Raw genomic sequence first — 19714 nt, forward strand, 5'->3', positions numbered from 1 at the left:
AGACGCGAGGACACCACCCGTGGCCGAGACCACCGTCGACACCGACACCCTGGGCGACGAGACGCCCAGCACCTACACCTCCGAGTCCGCCGCCCCCACGGGCCGCGGCCAGAGCATCACCGCCCCCGGCCAGGCCCTGGGCCGCCGCAAGGAGGCCGTGGCGCGCGTGCGCCTCGTCCCCGGCACCGGCCAGTGGAAGGTCAACGGGCGCACGCTCGAGGACTACTTCCCGAACAAGGTCCACCAGCAGCTCGTCAACTCCCCGCTGAAGCTGGTCGACGTCGAGGGTCGCTTCGACGTCGTCGCCCGCATCACGGGTGGCGGCTCCTCGGGCCAGGCCGGCGCGCTGCGCCTGGCGATCGCGCGCGCGCTCAACGCGATCGACGCCGAGCACAACCGCCCCGCGCTGAAGAAGGCCGGCTTCCTCACTCGCGACGCCCGCGTCGTCGAGCGCAAGAAGGCCGGTCTCAAGAAGGCCCGCAAGGCACCGCAGTACTCCAAGCGCTGATCCTGCGCTGTGCGCTCGTCGGCCCCGGTGGACCTCGTCCGCCGGGGCCGACGGCGTTTGTGAGGAGCGGTGACCAAGACCCGCCGACGGCGGGCAGCGGCTGACGGTCGTACGGTCGGCGTACGGCCGGTACGAGGGGAAGGACTTCCATGGGACGGCTTTTCGGCACCGACGGGGTGCGCGGTCTCGCGAACGGGAACGTGACGGCGGAGCTCGCGCTGGACCTCGGCGTCGCCGCGGCTCGTGTGCTCGCGAGCGGCCAGGAGGAGGGGCACCGCCCGCGCGCGGTCGTCGGGCGCGACACGCGCGTGTCCGGGGAGTTCCTCGGGGCGGCGCTCATCGCGGGGCTCGCGAGCGCGGGCGTCGACGTCAAGGACGTCGGCGTGCTGCCGACGCCCGCGGTCGCCTACCTGACGAGCACCATGGACATCGACTTCGGGGTGGTCATCTCGGCCTCGCACAACCCGATGCAGGACAACGGGATCAAGTTCCTCGCGCGCGGCGGCGTGAAGCTCGACGACGCGGTCGAGGACCGCATCGAGAGCCTGCTGGGCCAGGAGTGGGAGCGCCCGACGCACGGCGTCGTCGGCCGCATCTCCCCGGACTCGGGCCGCGCGGGCGGCGCGTACGTCGAGCACCTCATGTCGAGCATCGGCGCCGACGAGGACCACAAGCCCCTGGCCGGCCTGCGGATCGCGGTCGACTGCGCCAACGGCGCGGCGAGCGACGTCGGTCCCGCGGCGCTGCGTGCGGCCGGCGCGGACGTCGTCGTCATCAACGCGAGCCCCGACGGCCGCAACATCAACGCGGCGTGTGGCTCGAACCACCCGGAGCAGCTCCAGGCCGTCGTCGTCGCGTCCGAGGCCGACTTCGGCGTCGCGTTCGACGGCGACGCGGACCGCTGCATCGCGGTCGACCACGGTGGCACCGTGGTCGACGGCGACCAGATCATGGGCGTCCTCGCCCTCGCGCTCAAGGACGAGGGCGCGCTCCCGCACGACACGCTCGTCGTGACGGTGATGAGCAACCTCGGGCTCCTGCTCGCGATGCGCGCGGCGGGGATCAGCACCGTCCAGACCGCGGTCGGCGACCGGTACGTGCTCGAGGAGATGCGCGCCCACGGCTACGGCCTGGGTGGCGAGCAGTCCGGGCACATCGTCATGTCGCGCTACGCGACGACGGGCGACGGCGTGCTCACGGCGCTCCAGCTCGCGGCGCGGGTGCGCGCGACGGGCCAGAAGCTCGCGGACCTCGCGGGCGTCGTGCAGCGGCTCCCGCAGACCCTCCTCAACGTCCCGGGCGTGGACAAGGCGCGGGCGTCGACCGACGAGGCGCTGCTGGCCGCGGTCGCCGGTGCCGAGCGGTCGCTCGGCGAGACGGGCCGCGTGCTCCTGCGGCCGTCGGGCACCGAGCCCCTCGTGCGGGTCATGGTCGAGGCGGCGACGCAGCAGCAGGCCGACGCGGTCGCCGGGCAGCTCGCGGGCGTCGTGCGCGAGCGGCTCGCCCTGTGAGCGCGTCGGGACGGTCGACGGGACGCGAGGCGGGCACGACCGTGCGGCAGGGGGTCGACGAGGCGCTGCGCGAGCACGTCCTCGCGCTCCTCGCCGCCTACCCCGACGGCGTCCTGCCGATCGTGCAGGCCGGGCACCCCGTCCTGCGCACGCCGGCCGTGCCGTACGCGGGCCAGCTGGGCGACGTGCTGCCGCGCTTCCTCGACGCGATGCGCGCGACGATGCGCGCGGCGCCGGGCGTGGGGCTCGCCGCGCCGCAGGTCGGCCTCGGCCTCGCGGTGGCCGTGGTCGAGGACCCGGGTGCGCCGGACGTCGACGACGACCGGGAGCGGAGCCCCCTGGAGTACCGGGTGCTCGTGAACCCGCGCTACGAGGTCGTCGGCGAGGAGACCCGCACGTTCTTCGAGGGCTGCCTCTCGGTGCACGGCTGGCAGGCCGAGCGGACCCGCGCCCACGCCGTCCGGCTCACGGGCCAGGACGAGGCCGGCGAGCCGTTCGACGACGTGCTCACCGGGTGGCCCGCGCGCATCGTCCAGCACGAGACGGACCACCTGCGGGGTGAGCTCTACCTCGACGCCGCCGACCTGCGCACGCTGTCCTCGACCCTCGGGGTCGCGCGGCTCCCGGGCGCCGGGAGCTAGCGCTCCGGGCGTCCGCGGCCCTGGTCCTCACGACGGAGGGGCCGCCGCGGGAAGTCGTCCGTCGGGATGACGACCCGCGGCGGTCGGCACGGCAGACTCGTCAGCGGCGCGGCGCCGTCGCGCCGGGGTCCTCAGGGGTGAACCGGGGGTCTCCCTGATGGTCGTCGTCCTCGCGCTCCGTAGGCTTGTCCTGGTGCAGGACGACCGACCTGTCGCCACCGCCCGCCTGGCCTCCCCGCCAGCAGACGAACGAGGACGCCGTTGCCCGACGCCGTGTCGATCTTCCTGGAGAATCTCGAGCACTGGATTCTCGCCCTCGCGGCGTCCGCGTGGATCTATCCCGCGCTGTTCGGCTTCGCGACGATCGACGGGTTCTTCCCGCCGGTCCCGAGCGAGTCGGTCGTCATCACGCTCGCGGTCTCCGCGCACGCGACCGGCGAGCCGAACCTCGTCCTCGTGCTCCTCGTCGCGGCCCTGGGCGCCTGGACCGGGGACCAGATCGCGTTCGCGATCGGCCGCGCCGTCGGCACGGAGCGCCTCCGCATCCTGCGCACGCCCCGCGGGCGTCGCGCCGTGGCGTGGGCCGAGCGCGCCCTCGCGCACCGCGGCGCGTCGTTCATCCTCGCGGCGCGCTACATCCCCGTGGGCCGCGTCGCGGTGAACATGACGGCCGGCGCCGTCGGGTACCCGCGGCGCCGCTTCATGGCGTTCTCCGCCGTCGCGGCGGTGACGTGGGCCGTCTACTCGGTGCTCATCGGGCTCGTCGCCGCCCGGTGGCTGGGCCACGAGCCGCTGCTCGCGATGGTCGTGGGCATCGTGCTGGGCGTCGGGAGCGGGTTCGTCATCGACCGCGTGCTCATGATGCGGGCGCGCCAGCGCGGCGAGCTGCCGCCGACGCCGCAGGTGCCCGCCGGGGAGGACGCGACCGGCCCGGCCGGGACCGCGCCGACGACCGGCGGGACGCCGACCACGACCACGCCCGGCGGGGGCGCGACGGCCGACGGGCGCACGGCGACCGGGCCGGTGACCGGCGGGCCCGTGCCCGGTCCGCGCACGGCGGACGCCTCGGGGACGGTGCCGCCCGGGTCGTCGGGGGCGACGTCGTCGGGCACGCCGGGCTCGCCGCCCCGCGCGACCTGAGCCCGCCACCGCCCGCGTGCCGGGCGGGCCGTGTCAGAGCTTGCGCAGGCGGACGCGCTGGACCGAGTGGTCCGAGCCCTTCGTGAGGACGAGGGTCGCGCGGCCGCGCGTGGGCAGGATGTTCTGCTCGAGGTTCGGCGCGTTGATGGCGTCCCAGATGGACTTCGCCCGCTCCACCGCCTGCTCGTCCGTGAGGTCGGCGTAGCGGCGGAAGTACGACTCGGGGCGCGCGAACGCCGTGCGGCGCAGCGCGAGGAACCGGTCCACGTACCACTGGCGGATGTTGCGCGTGCGGGCGTCGACGTAGATCGAGAAGTCGAAGAAGTCCGACACGGCGACGGTCGACTCGTCGTGCGCGCTGGGGCGGGCCGGCTGGAGCACGTTGAGGCCCTCGACGACGAGGACGTCGGGCTTGCGCACCACGGTCTCGGCCCCCGGCACGATGTCGTACGTGAGGTGGTCGTAGACGGGAGCCCGCACCTCGGCGTGGCCCGCCTTGACCTTGGACAGGAACCGGATGAGCGCGCGACGGTCGTAGGACTCGGGGAACCCCTTGCGGTCCATGAGCCCTCGGCGCGCGAGCTCCGCGTTGGGGTAGAGGAAGCCGTCGGTCGTGATGAGCTCGACGCGCGGGGTCTCCGGCCAGCGGGCCAGCATCTCGCGCAGCACGCGTGCCGTCGTCGACTTCCCGACGGCGACCGAGCCCGCCACGCCGATCACGTAGGGCGTGTTGCCGGTCTCCTCGCGCAGGAACGTCGACGTCGCCTCGTGCAGGCCGGACGTCGCGGTGACGTAGAGGTTGAGCAGGCGCGACAGCGGCCGGTACACGGCGTCGACCTCCGCGAGGTCGATCGGGTCTCCGAGGCCGCGCAGGCGGGCGACGTCGTCGTCGGTCAGCGGCAGCGGCGTCGACTCCGACAGGCGGCTCCACACGGCCCGGTCGAGATCGACGTACGGCGAGGACGACGGCGCGGCCAGGTGGGCCCGCAGGAGGTCGGACGGGTCGTCGGCGGGGGAGGACACCCGCCCGATTCTGCCGGATGCGCGCCCGTGCCGGTGCACGGGGCGTCCTTGCGCCCCGACTGCGCCCCGACCGCGCCCCGACCGCGCCCCGCGGGGCGTCCTCCGCGGGGCGCCTCAACGGGCGCCGTCGGGTCCGCGTGCTGCCCGACGACGGCGCGGTGCCGGCTCGACGACGGGGCCCGGGCCGGGGAGCGCGAGGTCGGGCAGGCGGGCCATGAGGGCGAGCGCGTCGGCCGGGGCGTGGGCGTCGACGTCGTTGTCGAGGTAGACCTCGACGTCGTGGCCCGCGGCGTGCCAGGTGCGGACGCGCTCGGCCCACGCGTCGAGGACGTGCGGCCGGTAGCCGCTGCGGTAGAGCTCCTGGTCGCCGTGCAGGCGCACGTACACGAGCGGGCTCGTGACCGCCTCGACGAGCGGCCACCGGCCCGCGCCGTCCGAGACGGCGAACGCCACCCCGTGCCGGCGCAGGAGGTCGAGCGCCTCCGGGGTGGCGAACGACGCGTGCCGCGGCTCGAGCGCGTGCACGAGCGGGCGGTCCGCGTCCGTCTCCGTCCAGGCGGGCGCGCGCAGGCGGTCGTCGTGCTCCTGCGCGAGCCGCGCCGCCGCGCCGGTGGTGCGCGGCAGGAGCGTGAGGAACGCGTCGAGCAGGTCGTGGTCGAAGGCGGTGCGCGCCGGGAGCTGCCACAGGACGGGCCCGAGCCTGCTCCCGAGCGCGAGGACGCCGCTCGCGAAGAAGTTGGCGAGCGGCGTCCGCACGTCGCGCAGCCGTTTCATGTGCGTGACGAAGCGCGGGCCCTTGACCGCGAACGTGAAGCCCTCGGGTGTCTGGTCGCGCCACGCGACGAACGACGACGGCCGCTGCATCGAGTAGAACGACCCGTTGAGCTCGACGGCGGGGAAGAGCGAGGCGACGTGCTCGAGCTCGCGGCGCTGGGGGAGTCCCGCGGGGTAGAACGGTCCGCGCCAGTCGGCGTACCGCCACCCCGAGAGACCGATCCGGACGGTGGGCACGAGCACCAGCCTCGCGGCGACGCGCGTCGCACGCCCGGCGAACGCGGCGCGGACCAGCACGGGACGAGAACCCGGCAGGCGACGAGGACGCGCGCGCCGCGCACCTCCGATTAGGCAGCGGACCTCACGAAGAACCGCGGGATCGCGCGGCCCCGAAGGGGCGCAGGTCCGTGGCTAGACTCGATCACCATGTGCGGAATCGTGGGCTACGTGGGCCCTGGAACCATGGTCGGAGAGGCCTCGGGGCGACCCCTCGACGTCGCTCTCGAAGGACTCGGACGGCTCGAGTACCGCGGCTACGACTCGGCCGGGGTCGCGCTCGTCGCGCCCGGTGTCGACGCGGTCGCGTTCGCGAAGAAGTCGGGCAAGCTCGCGAACCTCGTGCAGGAGATCGAGACGCACCCCCTGCCCGCGGCCACCGCGTCGATCGGCCACACGCGGTGGGCGACGCACGGCGGCCCGACGGACACCAACGCGCACCCCCACCTCGCGGACGACGGCCGCCTCGCCGTGATCCACAACGGCATCGTCGAGAACTTCGCGACCCTCAAGGCCGAGCTGCTCGCCGAGGGCGTGACGTTCCGGTCCGAGACGGACACGGAGGTCGCGGCGCAGCTCCTCGCGCAGGCGTACCGCGACACGAAGGACCTCACGCTCGCGATGGGCCGGGTCGCGCGACGGCTCGAGGGCACCTTCACGCTCCTCGCCGTGCACGCGGACGCCCCCGACACGGTGGTGGGCGCACGGCACGACTCGCCGCTCGTCGTCGGGCTGGGCGAGGGCGAGAACTTCCTCGGCTCCGACGTCGCGGCGTTCATCTCCCACACCAAGGAGGCGCTCGAGCTCGGGCAGGACCAGATCGTCACGATCACCCCGACGTCGGTCGAGGTGACCGACTTCGACGGCAACCCCGCCGAGGCGAAGCGCTACACGGTCGACTGGGACGCGGCCGCCGCGGAGAAGGGCGGCTTCTCGTCCTTCATGGACAAGGAGATCCACGACCAGCCGCACGCTGTCGCCGACACGCTGCTCGGCCGCACGGACCCGTCGGGCAAGCTCGTGCTCGACGACCTGCGCATCGACGAGGCCGTGCTGCGCTCGGTCGACAAGATCATCGTCGTCGCGTGCGGCACGGCGGCGTACTCGGGCCACGTCGCGAAGTACGCGATCGAGCACTGGTGCCGCATCCCGGTCGAGGTCGAGCTCGCGCACGAGTTCCGCTACCGCGACCCGATCGTCGACGAGAAGACGCTCGTCGTGGCCGTGACCCAGTCCGGCGAGACGATGGACACGCTCATGGCCGTGCGCCACGCGCGCGAGCAGGGCGCGAAGGTCGTCTCGATCGTCAACACGCACGGGTCGACGATCCCGCGCGAGTCCGACGCCGTGCTCTACACGCACGCCGGCCCGGAGATCGCGGTCGCCTCGACGAAGGCGTTCCTGTCGCAGATCACCGCCGCGTACCTCCTGGGCCTCTACCTCGCGCAGCTGCGCGGGAACAAGTTCCCCGACGAGATCTCGGCCATCCTCGAGGACCTGCGCGAGATGCCGCGCAAGATCCAGACGGTCATCGAGCGCGGCGAGTACGTGCGCGCGACCGCCCGGTCGATGAAGGACGCCTCGTCGGTGCTGTTCCTCGGGCGCCACGTCGGGTTCCCCGTCGCGCTCGAGGGCGCGCTCAAGCTCAAGGAGCTCGCGTACATCCACGCGGAGGGCTTCGCGGCGGGCGAGCTCAAGCACGGGCCGATCGCGCTGATCGACGAGGGGCAGCCGGTGTTCGTCGTCGTGCCGTCGCCGAAGGGCCGCGAGGGCCTGCACTCCAAGGTCATCTCGAACATCCAGGAGATCCGGGCGCGCGGCGCGCGCACGCTCGTCATCGCCGAGGACGGGGACGACGCCGTGCGCCCCTACGCGGACGAGATCTTCTGGATCCCCGAGTCCCCGACGCTGCTCTCGCCGCTGCTGGCCGTCGTGCCGCTGCAGATCTTCGCGATGGCGCTCGCGACGGCGAAGGGTCTGGACGTCGACCAGCCGCGCAACCTCGCGAAGTCGGTCACGGTCGAGTAGCCCCCGACCCCGCCCCCGGCCCCGCCCACGCGTCGACCAGGACCACCTGCTCGTGGAGGCGGGGAGGCCTGGTCGCCACCGTAGGGTGGGCGCATGATCAAGGGCGTGGGGATCGACGTCGTGGACGTCGCGCGGTTCATGGAGACCCTGGAGCGCACGCCCCGGCTCCGCGAGAAGCTGTTCACCGAGGCCGAGCGGGACCTGCCGCCCGCGTCGCTCGCCGCGCGGTTCGCCGCGAAGGAGGCCATCGCCAAGGCGCTGGGCGCCCCGGCGGGCATGCGCTGGCACGACGCGACCGTGCACCGCGTCGTCGGCGGCCCGCCGGAGGTCGAGATCACGGGCACGGTCGCGGCACGCGCCGACGCGCTCGGCATCACGGCCTGGCACCTGAGCATCTCGCACGACGCCGGCATCGCCTCGGCCATGGTCGTCGCAGAGGGCTGACCCCCATCCTGCCGAACATGCGGTTACTGCCCGCCAGCGCGGCTGGACGGGCTCGAACCGCATGGTGGACGGCGACCATGGCCACGTCGGAGCCGTCCACAGGACGCGACGTCGGGGAAGCGTCCACAGGTCGCTCCCTTGGCCCGACGGCGACGGTGCCTCGTGCGGTGGGGTGGCACCCGTGCGTCGTGCCCAGATCCCGCAGACCCTTCTCGACGTCGCCGCCGGTCAGGGCGGCCTCGTCTCCACCGTCCAGTGCCGAGGCCACGGCCTGAGCGACAAGGACGTCGCCGGCCTGACGCGGCGGGCGACCCTCGTGCGCGTGACCCGGGGCGTCTACGACGTCGGTGCCGCCCCGCTCACCGACCGGTCGTGGGACGAGCGCCGAGCCCGGGCTGCCTGGACCGGCCTGCTCGCCTTCGGCGAGGACGCGGTGGCGGTCGGGTCCTGTGCGCTCGTCCTCCACGGCGTCCGCGGGCTGCCGCCGACCGTCCGGCCCGAGGCAGCCGTCCTGCGGGGGCGCAACCGGCTCGACCGCGACGGGATCGCGCTGCGGCAGTTCGACGCGGGCATGACGACCACCGAGATCCGGGGCAGGCGGGTCGCGACGCTCGACTGGGCGCTCGCGCAGGCTGTCCCCGAGCTCCCGCGCGCGAACGGCCTCGCCGTGCTCGACTCCGTCCTCGACCAGGGCCTCACGGACGCGGACGGGCTGCGCCATGCGCACGAGCACGCGCGCGGGAGACGCGGTGTCGCGAGCCGGCACACGCTGTGGGAGATGGCCGACGGGCGGGCCGAGTCACCGCTCGAGTCCTTCGCCCGACTTGACTGCGTCGACGAGGGCGTCGCGCCGCACACGCTGCAGCTCCCCGTCCACGACCACGGCGGGAGGGTCGTCGCACGGGGCGACCTGGCCTGGCGCTACCGCGACGGTCGGTGGCTCGTCGCCGAGCTGGACGGTCAGGACGTCCACAGCACTCCGCGGGCGGTGTTCTCCGACCGAGCCCGGCAGAACATGCTCGTCGCGACGGGGCGGATCGACGTGCTGCGCTTCACCGGTCGAGACGTCGGGACGATCGGGCGCGCCGTCCGAGCGGCCTTGCACGGGAACGGCTGACAGACATCCGCCGAGCATGTGGCTGTGGCCCGTCAGATCGCGCTGACGGGCCACGACCACATGCTCGGCGGGGTGTCGGGAGAAGATCAGGACTGGAGGGCCGGGATGACCTGGCGCTGGAAGAGCTCGAGCTGGTCGCGGTCGGTCGCGGCGAAGGGGAAGTAGCCGATCGCGTAGCCGAGGCCCTGGGCGCGCAGCGCCGTGAGGGTCTCGACGATCTGCTCCGGCGTCCCGACGAGGGGGCCGTTCCGCCACGACGCGATGCTGTCGTCCGCCTTCTCGGGGAAGTACCGGCGCGCGTGCTCCTCGACCCGGGCGAGGCGGTCCGCGACGTCCTGCTCGGTCTCGCCGATGACGACGTTGTAGTTGGCCGACCGCGTGATCTCGCCGAAGTCGCGGCCCAGGTCGCGGCAGTGCTGCTCGAGCACCGCGGACTTGTGGGCGAAGCCCTCCGGCGAGCCGTCGAAGTTCGTGTACTGGGCGTGCTGCGCCGCGATGCGCAGCGTCTTCTTCTCGCCCCCGCCGGCGACCCACAGGGGGATGCTCGGCACGGCGCCCTCGCCGTCGACCGCGACCCGCTGGAGGGGCTGCGGGTAGCACAGGGCGCCGTCCACCTGGTAGCGCTGGCCCTCGAACGTGCCCGACGACCCGGTCCGCCACATGCGGGCCATGATCTGCACGCCCTCGTCGAGCGCGCGCAGGCGCTCGCCCGCGCTGGGGAACCCGTACCCGTACGCGCGCCACTCGTGCTCGTACCAGCCCGCGCCGATGCCCATCTCGAGGCGGCCGCCCGAGACGTGGTCGACCGTCGCGGCGACCTTCGCGAGGTAGGTCGGCTCGCGGTAGGCCATGCACGTGCACATCTGGCCGAGTCGCACGCGCTGCGACGCCGCGGCGAACGCCGCCATGAGCGTCCACGCCTCGTGGGTCGCCTCGGTGCTCGGGGTCGGGGTCGTGTGGAAGTGGTCGTAGACCCACACGCCGTCCCACGCGAACTCGCCGCCGGGCAGGGGCTCGCCCGCCGCCGCGTTGTCGGCGTAGTGGAGCAGGGAGAGCATCGTCTTCCAGTGGTCCTCGGGTGCGACGTCGACGAGGTCGTAGCGCCAGCCCTGCGGGATGAAGAGTCCGAATCGCATGCTCGTCACCCTATGCGGGCCCGCGCCGCCCGCAGCGCGCCCGCGGGGACCGTCTCAGCCCTCGGCCGTCACGACGACCCAGGCATGCCGGGCGCGCGGGCGCCGCGCGCAGGCGGCCGCGGCGACCGGTGGGCAGGATGAGGTCATGATCGAAGCCTGGTCCGTCGCCGACGTCCGCGCCGCCGAGGAGCCCCTGCTCGCCGCGGGCGTCCCGCTCATGGAGCGGGCGTCGTTCGCGCTCGCCACGGTCGTCGCGCGCGACCTCGCCCGACGGCGGTCGGTCACCCTGCCCGACGGCGGCCGCCGCGACGGGCGCGTGACCGGCGCCCGGGCGGTCCTGCTCGTCGGGTCGGGCAACAACGGCGGGGACACGCTGCACGCGGGCGCGTACCTCGCGCGCCGCGGCGTCGAGGTGCTGGCCGTGCTCACGGGCGAGCACGCGCACGCCGGCGGTCTCGCGGCGATCCGGGACGCGGGCGGGCGCGTGGAGGTGCTCGTCGGCAGCCCCGACGGCGCGGCGCACGGCGACCGCCACCACGGCCACCTCGACCCGCACGTCGCCGACCGGGTCGCCGCCCAGGCGGCGCGCGCCGACGTCGTGCTCGACGGCCTCGTCGGGATCGGCGCCCGGGGCGCGCTGCGCGGGGTCGCGGCGGACCTCGTGGCGCGCCTCACCGCGGTGCTCGACGGCGGCCCCGCGCACGGTCCCGAGGGCCTCGGTCGCCCGTGGGTCGTCGCGGTGGACGCGCCGAGCGGCATCGGGGTCGACGACGGCACCGTCCCGGGTCCGGTGCTGCGGGCCGACCGCACGGTGACGTTCGGCGCCGCCAAGCCGGGGCTGCTCCTGCCGCCCGCGACGCACCTCGCGGGGCACGGCGCGGTCGTCGACATCGGCCTGCGCCTCGGCGCACCCGCCGACGACGCGCCCACCCCGGACGCAGCCGGACCCGACGCGCCCGCGCCGGACGCAACCGGACCCGGCGCGCCCGCCCCGGACCGGGGGACCGCGAGGCCGGTCGTGCGCCGGCTCGAGCCGGCGGACGTCGCCGCGCTCTGGTCCGTGCCCGGCGCGACCGACCACAAGTACACGCGCGGCGTCGTCGGCGTCGTGGCGGGCACGCCGACCTTCCCGGGCGCGGCGGTGCTCGTCACGACCGCCGCGGTCCGCACCGGTCCGGGCATGGTGCGCTACCGCGGGCCCGACGACGCCACGCGCGCCGTGCTCGCGGCCCGCCCCGAGGTGGTGCCCGCCGCGGGCCGCGTCCAGTCCTGGGTGCTGGGCCCGGGCGTCCCGGCGGTCCCCGGCCCGGACGACGACCCGGTCGACGACGGCGGCCAGCACGAGCGCGTGCGGACCGCGCTCGCCGCCGCCACGACGACCGCCGCGAGGACGACCGCCGCCACGACGACCGCTGCGACGACCCCCGACGCGACGCCGGAGCGCGTGCCCGCGGTCGTCGACGCGGGGGCCCTGTCCCTGCTGCCCGACCGGTGCCCGCCGTCGGTCGTGCTCACCCCGCACGCCGGGGAGCTCGCGACGCTCCTCCGGGCGCACGGCGACGACGTGACACGGGCCGACGTCGAGGCCGAGCCCTTGCGCTGGGCGCGCCGCGCGCACGAGGCCACCGGCGCGACGGTGCTGCTCAAGGGGTCGGCGACGGTCGTCGTCGGGCCGGAGGGCGCGTGGTCCCAGGCGGACGCGCCCGCGTGGCTCGCGACCGCCGGGGCGGGCGACGTCCTCACAGGCATCCTCGGCACGCTGCTCGCGGCGCACGCGGAGCGCGTCGTGCGGGAGGCGGGCCTCGCCGCGCGGCTGGCCGCGGCGGCCGCCGTCGTGCACGGTCGCGCCGCGGAGCGCGCGAACCCCGGCGGTCCCGTCGCGGCGCTCGACGTCGCGGACGCGGTCCCGGGCGTCGTCGCGGAGCTGCTCGCCGCGCGCTGAATCGTGCCCACGGCGCGCCTCACCGCGCGTCGACCACGCCGGTTGCGTCCGCGCGCCGACCACGCCGGTCGCGCCCGCGCCCGACCGCACCGTCTGCGCACCCCACCCCACCCCGCCGCACCCCACCGCGCGCGACCCGCACCGACGGGAGCACCGCCGGTACCGTGGTGGGCGTGGTCCCCCTCCCCGTGCGCGACGGCCTCAACCCGACGCGCCTCGTGCTGCCGCACGACGCCGAGAGCGTCGCGCGGTACCCGCGCACGCTCGACTACGTGCGCGACCGCTTCCCCGACGACGCCGCGCGTCTCGCGGAGAAGGTCGCCGCCGGCGAGGTCGTCGACGGGCGCGGGCGCCCGGTCGACGCGCGCACCCCGTACGAGCCGCGCGGGTTCGTGTTCCTCTACCGCGACCCGCCCGTCGAGCCGGACGTGCCGTTCGACGTCCGGGTGCTGCACCGCGACCGGGACCTGCTGGTGGTCGACAAGCCGCACTTCCTCGCGACCATCCCGCGCGGGTCGTACGTCGCGCGGTCGGTGCTGGTGCGGCTCCGCCGCGACCTCGACCTGCCCGAGCTCAGCCCCGCGCACCGCCTCGACCGCGTGACCGCGGGCGTCCTGCTGCTCACGCTGCGCCCGCAGGTGCGCGGCGCGTACCAGGAGCTCTTCGCGCGGCGCGAGGTGCGCAAGACCTACGAGGCGGTCGCGCCGTGGGACCCGTCGCTCGACCTCCCCGCAACGGTGCGCAGCCGCATCGTCAAGCGCCGCGGCGTCATGCGGGCGGAGGAGGTCGACGGCGAGCCGAACGCGGAGAGCCGCGTCGACGTGCTCGAGACCGACCCGGCGCGCGGGCTCGCGCGCTACCGGCTCGAGCCGCACAGCGGCAGGACGCACCAGCTCCGCCTGCACATGGCGCGGCTCGGCGTGCCGATCGTGCACGACAACTTCTACCCCGAGCCGTACGACGTCTCGCCCGAGGACTACTCGCGCCCGCTCCAGCTCGTCTCGCGGTCGCTCGCGTTCACGGACCCGTTCACGGGTCGCGAGCGCCGCTTCGCGACGGACCGCGCGCTCTCCGCGTGGTGACGCGCGGGTGAGAGAATCGACGACCGTGAGCGACACCCAGCGCACGACCTCCCCCGGCACACCCCCCGGCACACCCGCCGGCGCCCCTGGCACCGTCCCGACCGGCGCGCGGGCGGGCTACTCCGCGGACCCCGCCCCGGCACCCCGCGCGGGCGGCCCCGACGGCCCGGACCCCCACGTCCACCCGGCCCGCGCCGTGGTCGACCTGGCGGCGGTGCGCGACAACGTGCGTGCGCTCGCGGACCTGGCGCCGTCGTCCGAGGTGATGGCCGTGGTCAAGGCGGACGCGTACGGGCACGGGCTGGTCGCGACCGCGCTCGGGGCGCTCGCGGGCGGTGCGACGTGGCTCGGGACGGCGCAGCCCGGCGAGGCGCTCGCGCTGCGGGCGGCGGGCGTCGGCCCGGACCGGGCGCGCGTGCTCACGTGGCTCTACCCGCCGGGCGCGCCGCTGCGCGAGCTCGTCGAGGCGGACGTCGACGTGTCGCTCGCCGCGCGCTGGGCCGTGGACGAGGTCGTCGCGGCGGCGCGGGCCGCGGGCCGGACGGCGCGCGTGCACCTCGCGGTCGACACGGGCCTGGGCCGCAACGGGATCATGCCGGCCGACCTGCCGGACGTGCTCGACGCCGTGGCGCGCGCCGAGGCGGAGGGTGCCGTGCGCGTCGTCGGCATGTGGTCGCACCTGGCGTTCGCGGACGAGCCCGGCCACCCGACCGTCGTCGCGCAGGCCGACGTCTTCGACGAGGCCGTGCGCGAGGCCGCGCGGGCGGGCGTCGTGCCGGAGCTGCGCCACCTCGCGAACTCCGCCGCGACGCTCACCGCCCCCCGCACCCACTACGACCTCGTGCGCCCGGGGCTGGCCGCGTACGGGATGACGCCCGTGCCGCAGCTCGGGCCTCCGTCGCGGTTCGGGCTGCGCCCCGCGATGACGCTCGAGGCACGCCTCGCGACGGTCAAGCGCGTGCCCGGCGGCCACGGCGTCTCCTACTCGCACCACTACACGACGCCGCAGGACACGACGCTCGGGGTCGTGCCGCTCGGTTACGGCGACGGGATCCCGCGCCACGCGTCGGGCGGCGGGCCCGCGGGCGCGCCGGGCGGGCCGGTGCTCGTCGGCGCCCGACCGGGGGAGCCCGGCGGGCGGGTCGTGCGCGTCGCGGGCCGCGTCTGCATGGACCAGCTCGTGCTCGACCTCGGCCCGGGCGCGACCGAGCGCGCGGGCGACGTCGTCACGCTGTTCGGTGCGGGCGACGGCGTGGCACCGGCCGGGATCCCCACGGCCGAGGACTGGGCGCAGGCCGCGGGCACCATCAGCTACGAGATCACGACGCGCCTCGGTGCGCGCGTGCCGCGCGAGCACGTGGGGACGCACGTGCTCGACGACGGCGCGCGGGCGCTCCTCGCGCGCGACCCGCACGACAGCACGGAAAGGACGGTCCGCGCGTGAGCGACGACCCGAACCTCTCGACCCCGGCCCCCGCCGCCGGGGAGCCCGCGGTCGACGACGCACCGGGCGGCGTCGTCGTGCTGCCCGACGCCGAGGCGACCCGCGCGTTCGGCCGCGCCCTCGCCGCGGTGCTGCGCGCCGGCGACCTGGTGATCCTCACGGGCGACCTCGGGGCGGGGAAGACGACGCTCACGCAGGGGATCGGGGCCGGGCTCGGCGTGCGCGGCCAGGTCGCGTCCCCGACGTTCATCGTCGCGCGCGAGCACCCGTCCGTCGTCGGGGGCCCGGCGCTCGTGCACGTGGACGCGTACCGCCTCGGGTCGCTCGACGAGGTCGACGCGCTCGACCTCGACTCGAGCCTGGACGAGTCCGTGACGGTCGTCGAGTGGGGCAGCGGCCTCGTCGAGGCGCTCGCGGGCGACCGCCTGGAGATCGTGCTCGAGCGCCCGCGCGGCGGGGTGGGCACGTCGCAGGAGCAGGAGGACGACGCGCCCGAGGCGGGGGAGCGGCGCGTGACGGTGCGCGGTGTCGGGGCGCGCTGGGCCGGCCTCGACGTCGCCGCGCTGACCCGGTAGCGCCCGACGACGGGGACGGCCCCGCTCTCGGCCGTAGGCTGGAGCCGTGGCTGTTCTCGCGCTCGACACCTCCGCCTCCGTCACCGTCGCCGTCGTCTCCGACGACGGCGCTCGTCTCGCCCGCCGCGACGCGCCCGAGCGCCGCCGGCACGCCGAGGCGCTCGCCCCGCTCGTCGAGGAGGCGCTCGCCGAGGCGGGCGTCGACCGCCGCGACCTCACGGCGGTCGCCGTCGGGACGGGCCCGGCGCCGTTCACCGGCCTGCGGGTCGGGCTCGTTACCGCCCGCGCCCTGGGCTTCGCGCTCGGCGTCCCCGTGCTGGGCGTCCCGAGCCTGGACGCCGTCGCCGCGCAGGCCGTGAGCGACCTCGGCCTCGTGCCCGACGACGAGCTCCTCGTCGCGACCGACGCACGTCGCCGCGAGGTGTACTGGGCGCGGTACCGCGTCGTCGCGCACGAGGGGCCGCACGCGGTGCCCGTGCTCGAGACCGTCGCGGGACCCGACGTCGGCCCCGCCGCCGACGTCGCGACGCACGCCGCGGGCGCCGTCGTGGTCGGGGAGGGCGCCGAGCTCTACCCCGACGCGCTCTACGTCGCACAGGACGCGCCGCAGGTCCCCGACGCCGCCGTGCTCGCGCGGCTCGCGATCGCCCGCCGGGCCGCCGGGGTCGAGCAGCCGACCGAGCCGCTGTACCTGCGCCGTCCCGACGTCCAGGAGGCCGCGGCGCGCAAGCGCGTGAGCGACGCGTCGCCGGAGCGGTCGCGATGAGCACGCGGTCGTACGAGATCCGGCTGCGGCCCCTCAAGGCCGCCGACCTCGACCGCGTCGTCGAGCTCGAGCGCGAGCTGTTCGGGCGCGGCGCGTGGACCTACGGGATGCTCGCCGACGAGCTCGCCGGGTTCGGGCGCTGGTACGTCGCCGCCGAGCCCGTCCGGCTCTACGCCGCGGGCCCGCAGCCGCTCGTCGGGTACGCGGGCCTGTGGTTCGACGGCGACGTCACCCAGGTCATGACCATCGGCGTCGACCCGGCGTTCCAGCACCAGGGCGTGGGCTCGGTGCTCCTGGAGGCGCTGGTCGAGCGGTCGCGCGAGCTCGGGGCGAGCGCGGTGCTGCTCGAGGTGCGCGTCGACAACGACGCGGCGCTCGGGCTCTACGCGAAGCACGGGTTCGAGCAGCTCGGCATCCGCAAGCGGTACTACCAGCCCGAGGACGTGGACGCGTACACGATGCGGCTCGAGCTGGGCCCCCCGCCGCCGCGCGACGAGCCGGACTACGGGACGGCGTCCGCCGACGTGGTCGCGTGACGGGCGACCCCGCGCGGCGCGACCGCGTGCTCGTCGACGCGCGCGGCCTCGCCGCGGCGCTCGTGGGGGACCGCCCGCCCGTCGTGCTCGACGTGCGGTGGGCGCTGGGCGTCACGGACGGGCGCGAGCAGCACCGCGCCGCGCACGTGCCGGGCGCGGTGTACGTGGACCTGGAGACGGAGCTCGCGGGGCCGCCGTCGCCCGCCGCGGGCCGCCACCCGCTGCCGGAGCCGGGCGCCCTCCAGGCGGCGGCCCGGCGCTGGGGCGTCCGCGCCGACCGCGGCGTCGTCGTGTACGACGCCGTCGGCGGCACGTCGGCCGCACGCGCGTGGTGGCTGCTGCGGTGGGCCGGCCACGACGACGTCCGCCTCCTCGACGGCGGCCTGCCCGCGTGGCGCGCGGCGGGGTACCCGACCGAGCAGGGCGACGTGCGGCCCGAGCCGGGGGACGTCGTCGTCTCCCCGGGCGGGATGCCGGTGCTCGACGCCGACGACGCGGCCCGGCTCGCGGCGTCGGGCGTGCTGCTCGACGCGCGCGCGGGCGAGCGCTACCGCGGGGAGGTCGAGCCCGTCGACCCGCGGGCCGGCCACGTCCCCGGCGCGGTGAGCGCCCCGACGACGGGCAACCTCGCCGCCGACGGGACGTTCCTCGCCCCGGACGCGCTCGGCGCGCGGTTCGTCGCGCTCGGCGTCGACCCGTCGCACCCCGTCGGGGTGTACTGCGGCTCGGGCGTCACCGCCGCGCACGAGGTCGCCGCGCTCGCGACGCTCGGCGTGGACGCGGCGCTCTACGCGGGGTCGTGGTCGCAGTGGTCGAACGACCCGGACCGCCCCGTCGCGACCTGACGCACGCCGGGCGCCCCCCCGGACCGGGGCGACGCGCAGCCCCCGGGACGCGACGAGGCGGCACCCCGGTGGGGTGCCGCCTCGGCTCGGGCGGTGCGGGACGGGACTCAGAGGACCTCGGCGACCTGGTGGAAGTCGAGGCGCGCCTGGCGCGGGAAGTGCGCGCCCTCGTCGGCCGGGTAGCCCACGTTGATCGCGACGAGCGTGCGCCAGCCGGACTCGCCGAAGAACTCGGCGTCGATCCCGGCGGCGTCGAAGCCCGTCATGGGGCCCACGGACAGGTCGGCGGCGCGCAGCCCGACGATGAGGTAGCCGATCTGGATGAGGGCGTTGGTGCGGGCCATGCCCTCGCGCAGGTCCGTCTGGGGGTCGAGCTGCTCGGCGATGCCCTCGCGGAACGGCGCGAGCGTGCCGAGGTGCTGGTGGAACGACGGGTCGGCGGCGGCGACGATCGTCACCGGCGCGGCGAGCGTCTTGTCGCGGTTGAAGTCCGCCATGTGCGCGCCGAGGCGCTGCTTCGCCTCGGGCGTGCGGACGACGAGCAGCCGCAGCGGCAGGGTGTTCATCGCGGTGGGCGCCCAGCGGACGAGGTCCCAGGCGGCCTGGATCTGCTCGTCGGTGACGGGCTCGTCCGAGAACGCGTGCGTCGTGTGCGCCGCGCGGAACAGGCGGTCCGCGGCCTGCGCGTCGATCGCGAGCCGGTCGGCCTGCTCGGTCGGCGCGGCGGAGGACTCGATGAGGGTGTCGGTGCTCATGACCCGTACGAACAGTTGAACCCTTGATCATCTTCCGAACAGACGGTGTGACGTGCGCGACACGCACGGCCCTCCTCCGCGCGCGACTACCCTGGAGACCATGGTCCCCACCGCTCCCGCGAGCTCCGGCGAGCCCCTGGTGCTCGGCATCGAGACGTCCTGCGACGAGACGGGCGTCGCGCTCGTCCGTGGCCGCGAGCTGCTCGTCGACACGGTCGCGAGCTCCATGGACGAGCACGCGCGCTACGGCGGGATCATCCCCGAGGTCGCGTCGCGCGCCCACCTCGAGGCGATGATCCCCACGCTCGAGCGCACGCTCGGCACGGCCGACGTCGACCTCTCCGAGGTGGACGCGATCGCCGTGACCGCCGGGCCGGGGCTCGTCGGCCCGCTGACCATCGGCGCCTCGGCGGCGAAGGCCCTCGCGCTCGCGCTCGGCAAGCCGCTCTACGGCGTGAACCACGTGATCGGCCACGCGGCCGTCGACGAGCTCGTGCACGGCGCGTTCCCCGAGCGCGTCATGGCGCTCGTCGTGTCCGGCGGGCACAGCTCGCTCCTGCTCGTGGACGACGTCGCGACGTCGGTCACGGAGCTCGGCTCGACGCTCGACGACGCCGCGGGGGAGGCGTTCGACAAGGTCGGGCGCCTGCTCGGCCTGCCGTACCCCGGCGGCCCGCACATCGACCGCCTCGCGCGCGAGGGCGACCCCACCGCGATCCGGTTCCCGCGCGGCCTCACCGCGCGCAAGGACCAGGAGAAGCACGCGTACGACTTCTCCTTCTCGGGCCTCAAGACGGCCGTCGCGCGCTGGGTCGAGGCGCGCCAGGACGCGGGGGAGGAGATCCCCGTGCACGACGTCGCCGCCTCCTTCGCGGAGTCCGTCGCCGACGTGCTCACCGCGAAGACCATCGCCGCGTGCGAGCGGCACGGCGTGTCGACGCTCGTCGTCGGCGGCGGGTTCAGCGCGAACTCGCAGCTGCGCGACATGGCCGCGAAGCGCTGCGCGGAGGCGGGCATCGAGCTGCGCATCCCGCCGATCCGCTACTGCACCGACAACGGGGCGATGATCGCGGCCCTCGGCTCGGCCGTCGTGCGGGCGGGGGTCGCGCCGTCGAGCCTGGACATCGGCGTCGACTCGTCGATGCCGCTCACCGTCACGCACGTGTGACGG

At 75.7% G+C, this 19714-nt stretch carries 19 protein-coding genes; 15 read left to right on the top strand and 4 right to left on the bottom strand.

Annotated features, from left to right (window positions below; all coding sequences use genetic code 11):
- Positions 1 to 19: 19 nt before the first annotated feature.
- The 4 genes from rpsI (at position 20) to AC3WT4_RS08960 (ending at position 3800) form a co-directional block, all read left to right on the top strand.
- Entirely contained in the window at positions 20 to 508 is a 489-nt protein-coding gene (rpsI, locus tag AC3WT4_RS08945; RefSeq protein WP_074808912.1) for a 30S ribosomal protein S9, read from the top strand.
- A gap of 149 nt (positions 509 to 657) precedes the next feature.
- Positions 658 to 2019 (top strand): phosphoglucosamine mutase, encoded by a 1362-nt coding sequence (glmM, locus tag AC3WT4_RS08950; protein ID WP_492315259.1) that lies wholly within the window; start codon positions 658 to 660, stop codon positions 2017 to 2019.
- Positions 2016 to 2660, top strand: a complete 645-nt coding sequence (locus AC3WT4_RS08955) for a peptide deformylase (RefSeq protein WP_083385248.1) — start codon at positions 2016 to 2018, stop codon at positions 2658 to 2660. The genes glmM and AC3WT4_RS08955 overlap by 4 nt, the downstream gene beginning before the upstream one ends.
- Before the next feature lie 261 nt (positions 2661 to 2921).
- Positions 2922 to 3800, top strand: a complete 879-nt coding sequence (locus AC3WT4_RS08960; protein WP_492315260.1) for a DedA family protein — start codon at positions 2922 to 2924, stop codon at positions 3798 to 3800.
- 33 nt (positions 3801 to 3833) lie between these two features.
- On the opposite strand, the gene coaA is transcribed toward AC3WT4_RS08960, so the two are convergent.
- Together coaA and AC3WT4_RS08970 are read right to left on the bottom strand one after the other, a co-directional pair.
- Positions 3834 to 4823, bottom strand: coding sequence for a type I pantothenate kinase (gene coaA / locus AC3WT4_RS08965; protein WP_074808914.1), 990 nt, complete (start codon positions 4821 to 4823; stop codon positions 3834 to 3836).
- Positions 4824 to 4937: 114 nt separating this feature from the next.
- The gene (locus tag AC3WT4_RS08970; protein ID WP_108051691.1) at positions 4938 to 5834 is read right to left on the bottom strand and encodes a DUF72 domain-containing protein; all 897 of its coding nucleotides are present in this window, start codon (positions 5832 to 5834) and stop codon (positions 4938 to 4940) included.
- A 189-nt stretch (positions 5835 to 6023) separates the two neighbouring features.
- Between AC3WT4_RS08970 and glmS the strand changes: the two genes are divergently transcribed.
- The 3 genes from glmS to AC3WT4_RS08985 all read left to right on the top strand — a co-directional run bounded on the left by glmS (position 6024) and on the right by AC3WT4_RS08985 (position 9462).
- The gene (glmS, locus tag AC3WT4_RS08975) at positions 6024 to 7901 is read left to right on the top strand and encodes a glutamine--fructose-6-phosphate transaminase (isomerizing) (protein WP_074808919.1); all 1878 of its coding nucleotides are present in this window, start codon (positions 6024 to 6026) and stop codon (positions 7899 to 7901) included.
- A gap of 93 nt (positions 7902 to 7994) precedes the next feature.
- Positions 7995 to 8345 carry a holo-ACP synthase gene (locus tag AC3WT4_RS08980; RefSeq protein WP_021482029.1) on the top strand — a complete coding sequence of 117 codons (351 nt, stop codon included), beginning with the start codon at positions 7995 to 7997 and terminating at the stop codon, positions 8343 to 8345.
- A gap of 181 nt (positions 8346 to 8526) precedes the next feature.
- The gene (locus tag AC3WT4_RS08985; protein ID WP_492315261.1) at positions 8527 to 9462 is read left to right on the top strand and encodes a type IV toxin-antitoxin system AbiEi family antitoxin domain-containing protein; all 936 of its coding nucleotides are present in this window, start codon (positions 8527 to 8529) and stop codon (positions 9460 to 9462) included.
- Positions 9463 to 9548: 86 nt separating this feature from the next.
- Here the strand turns inward: AC3WT4_RS08985 and AC3WT4_RS08990 are convergent, their stop codons facing one another.
- Positions 9549 to 10598, bottom strand: a complete 1050-nt coding sequence (locus AC3WT4_RS08990) for a TIGR03560 family F420-dependent LLM class oxidoreductase (protein ID WP_492315262.1) — start codon at positions 10596 to 10598, stop codon at positions 9549 to 9551.
- Between the two features lie 145 nt (positions 10599 to 10743).
- Between AC3WT4_RS08990 and AC3WT4_RS08995 the strand changes: the two genes are divergently transcribed.
- The 7 genes from AC3WT4_RS08995 (at position 10744) to AC3WT4_RS09025 (ending at position 17788) form a co-directional block, all read left to right on the top strand.
- On the top strand, positions 10744 to 12540 hold the full coding sequence (locus tag AC3WT4_RS08995; RefSeq protein WP_492315263.1) for an NAD(P)H-hydrate dehydratase: 1797 nt from the start codon (positions 10744 to 10746) through the stop codon (positions 12538 to 12540).
- Positions 12541 to 12713: 173 nt separating this feature from the next.
- Positions 12714 to 13622, top strand: coding sequence for a pseudouridine synthase (locus AC3WT4_RS09000; protein ID WP_492315264.1), 909 nt, complete (start codon positions 12714 to 12716; stop codon positions 13620 to 13622).
- 196 nt (positions 13623 to 13818) lie between these two features.
- Positions 13819 to 15066 carry an alanine racemase gene (gene alr, locus AC3WT4_RS09005; protein ID WP_492315309.1) on the top strand — a complete coding sequence of 416 codons (1248 nt, stop codon included), beginning with the start codon at positions 13819 to 13821 and terminating at the stop codon, positions 15064 to 15066.
- 77 nt (positions 15067 to 15143) lie between these two features.
- On the top strand, positions 15144 to 15641 hold the full coding sequence (tsaE, locus tag AC3WT4_RS09010) for a tRNA (adenosine(37)-N6)-threonylcarbamoyltransferase complex ATPase subunit type 1 TsaE (protein WP_400110506.1): 498 nt from the start codon (positions 15144 to 15146) through the stop codon (positions 15639 to 15641).
- A 46-nt stretch (positions 15642 to 15687) separates the two neighbouring features.
- The gene (tsaB, locus tag AC3WT4_RS09015; RefSeq protein WP_492315265.1) at positions 15688 to 16407 is read left to right on the top strand and encodes a tRNA (adenosine(37)-N6)-threonylcarbamoyltransferase complex dimerization subunit type 1 TsaB; all 720 of its coding nucleotides are present in this window, start codon (positions 15688 to 15690) and stop codon (positions 16405 to 16407) included.
- Positions 16404 to 16943: a ribosomal protein S18-alanine N-acetyltransferase gene (rimI, locus tag AC3WT4_RS09020; RefSeq protein WP_074808927.1), complete on the top strand. Its 540-nt coding sequence runs from the start codon at positions 16404 to 16406 to the stop codon at positions 16941 to 16943. The genes tsaB and rimI overlap by 4 nt, the downstream gene beginning before the upstream one ends.
- On the top strand, positions 16940 to 17788 hold the full coding sequence (locus AC3WT4_RS09025; protein ID WP_492315266.1) for a sulfurtransferase: 849 nt from the start codon (positions 16940 to 16942) through the stop codon (positions 17786 to 17788). The genes rimI and AC3WT4_RS09025 overlap by 4 nt, the downstream gene beginning before the upstream one ends.
- A 107-nt stretch (positions 17789 to 17895) precedes the next feature.
- Here AC3WT4_RS09025 and AC3WT4_RS09030 read toward each other — a convergent pair whose 3' ends face one another.
- Positions 17896 to 18543, bottom strand: coding sequence for a malonic semialdehyde reductase (locus tag AC3WT4_RS09030; RefSeq protein ID WP_492315267.1), 648 nt, complete (start codon positions 18541 to 18543; stop codon positions 17896 to 17898).
- A gap of 100 nt (positions 18544 to 18643) precedes the next feature.
- Here AC3WT4_RS09030 and tsaD point away from each other — a divergent pair, with 100 nt between their 5' ends.
- The gene (gene tsaD / locus AC3WT4_RS09035; protein ID WP_074808931.1) at positions 18644 to 19711 is read left to right on the top strand and encodes a tRNA (adenosine(37)-N6)-threonylcarbamoyltransferase complex transferase subunit TsaD; all 1068 of its coding nucleotides are present in this window, start codon (positions 18644 to 18646) and stop codon (positions 19709 to 19711) included.
- Positions 19712 to 19714 lie beyond the last annotated feature (3 nt).

It is taken from the genome of Cellulosimicrobium sp. EB106-03-01-XG111 (assembly GCF_058792115.1).

What these genes read in the sequence shown, in the direction of transcription:
- glmM (WP_492315259.1), top strand. Translation starts at nt 658, where the DNA reads ATGGGACGGCTTTTCGGCACCGACGGGGTGCGCGGTCTCGCGAACGGG.
- glmS (WP_074808919.1), top strand. Translation starts at nt 6,024, where the DNA reads ATGTGCGGAATCGTGGGCTACGTGGGCCCTGGAACCATGGTCGGAGAG.
- AC3WT4_RS08980 (WP_021482029.1), top strand. Translation starts at nt 7,995, where the DNA reads ATGATCAAGGGCGTGGGGATCGACGTCGTGGACGTCGCGCGGTTCATG.
- AC3WT4_RS08990 (WP_492315262.1), bottom strand. Translation starts at nt 10,598, where the DNA reads ATGCGATTCGGACTCTTCATCCCGCAGGGCTGGCGCTACGACCTCGTC.
- AC3WT4_RS08995 (WP_492315263.1), top strand. Translation starts at nt 10,744, where the DNA reads ATGATCGAAGCCTGGTCCGTCGCCGACGTCCGCGCCGCCGAGGAGCCC.
- rimI (WP_074808927.1), top strand. Translation starts at nt 16,404, where the DNA reads ATGAGCACGCGGTCGTACGAGATCCGGCTGCGGCCCCTCAAGGCCGCC.
- AC3WT4_RS09030 (WP_492315267.1), bottom strand. Translation starts at nt 18,543, where the DNA reads ATGAGCACCGACACCCTCATCGAGTCCTCCGCCGCGCCGACCGAGCAG.
- tsaD (WP_074808931.1), top strand. Translation starts at nt 18,644, where the DNA reads ATGGTCCCCACCGCTCCCGCGAGCTCCGGCGAGCCCCTGGTGCTCGGC.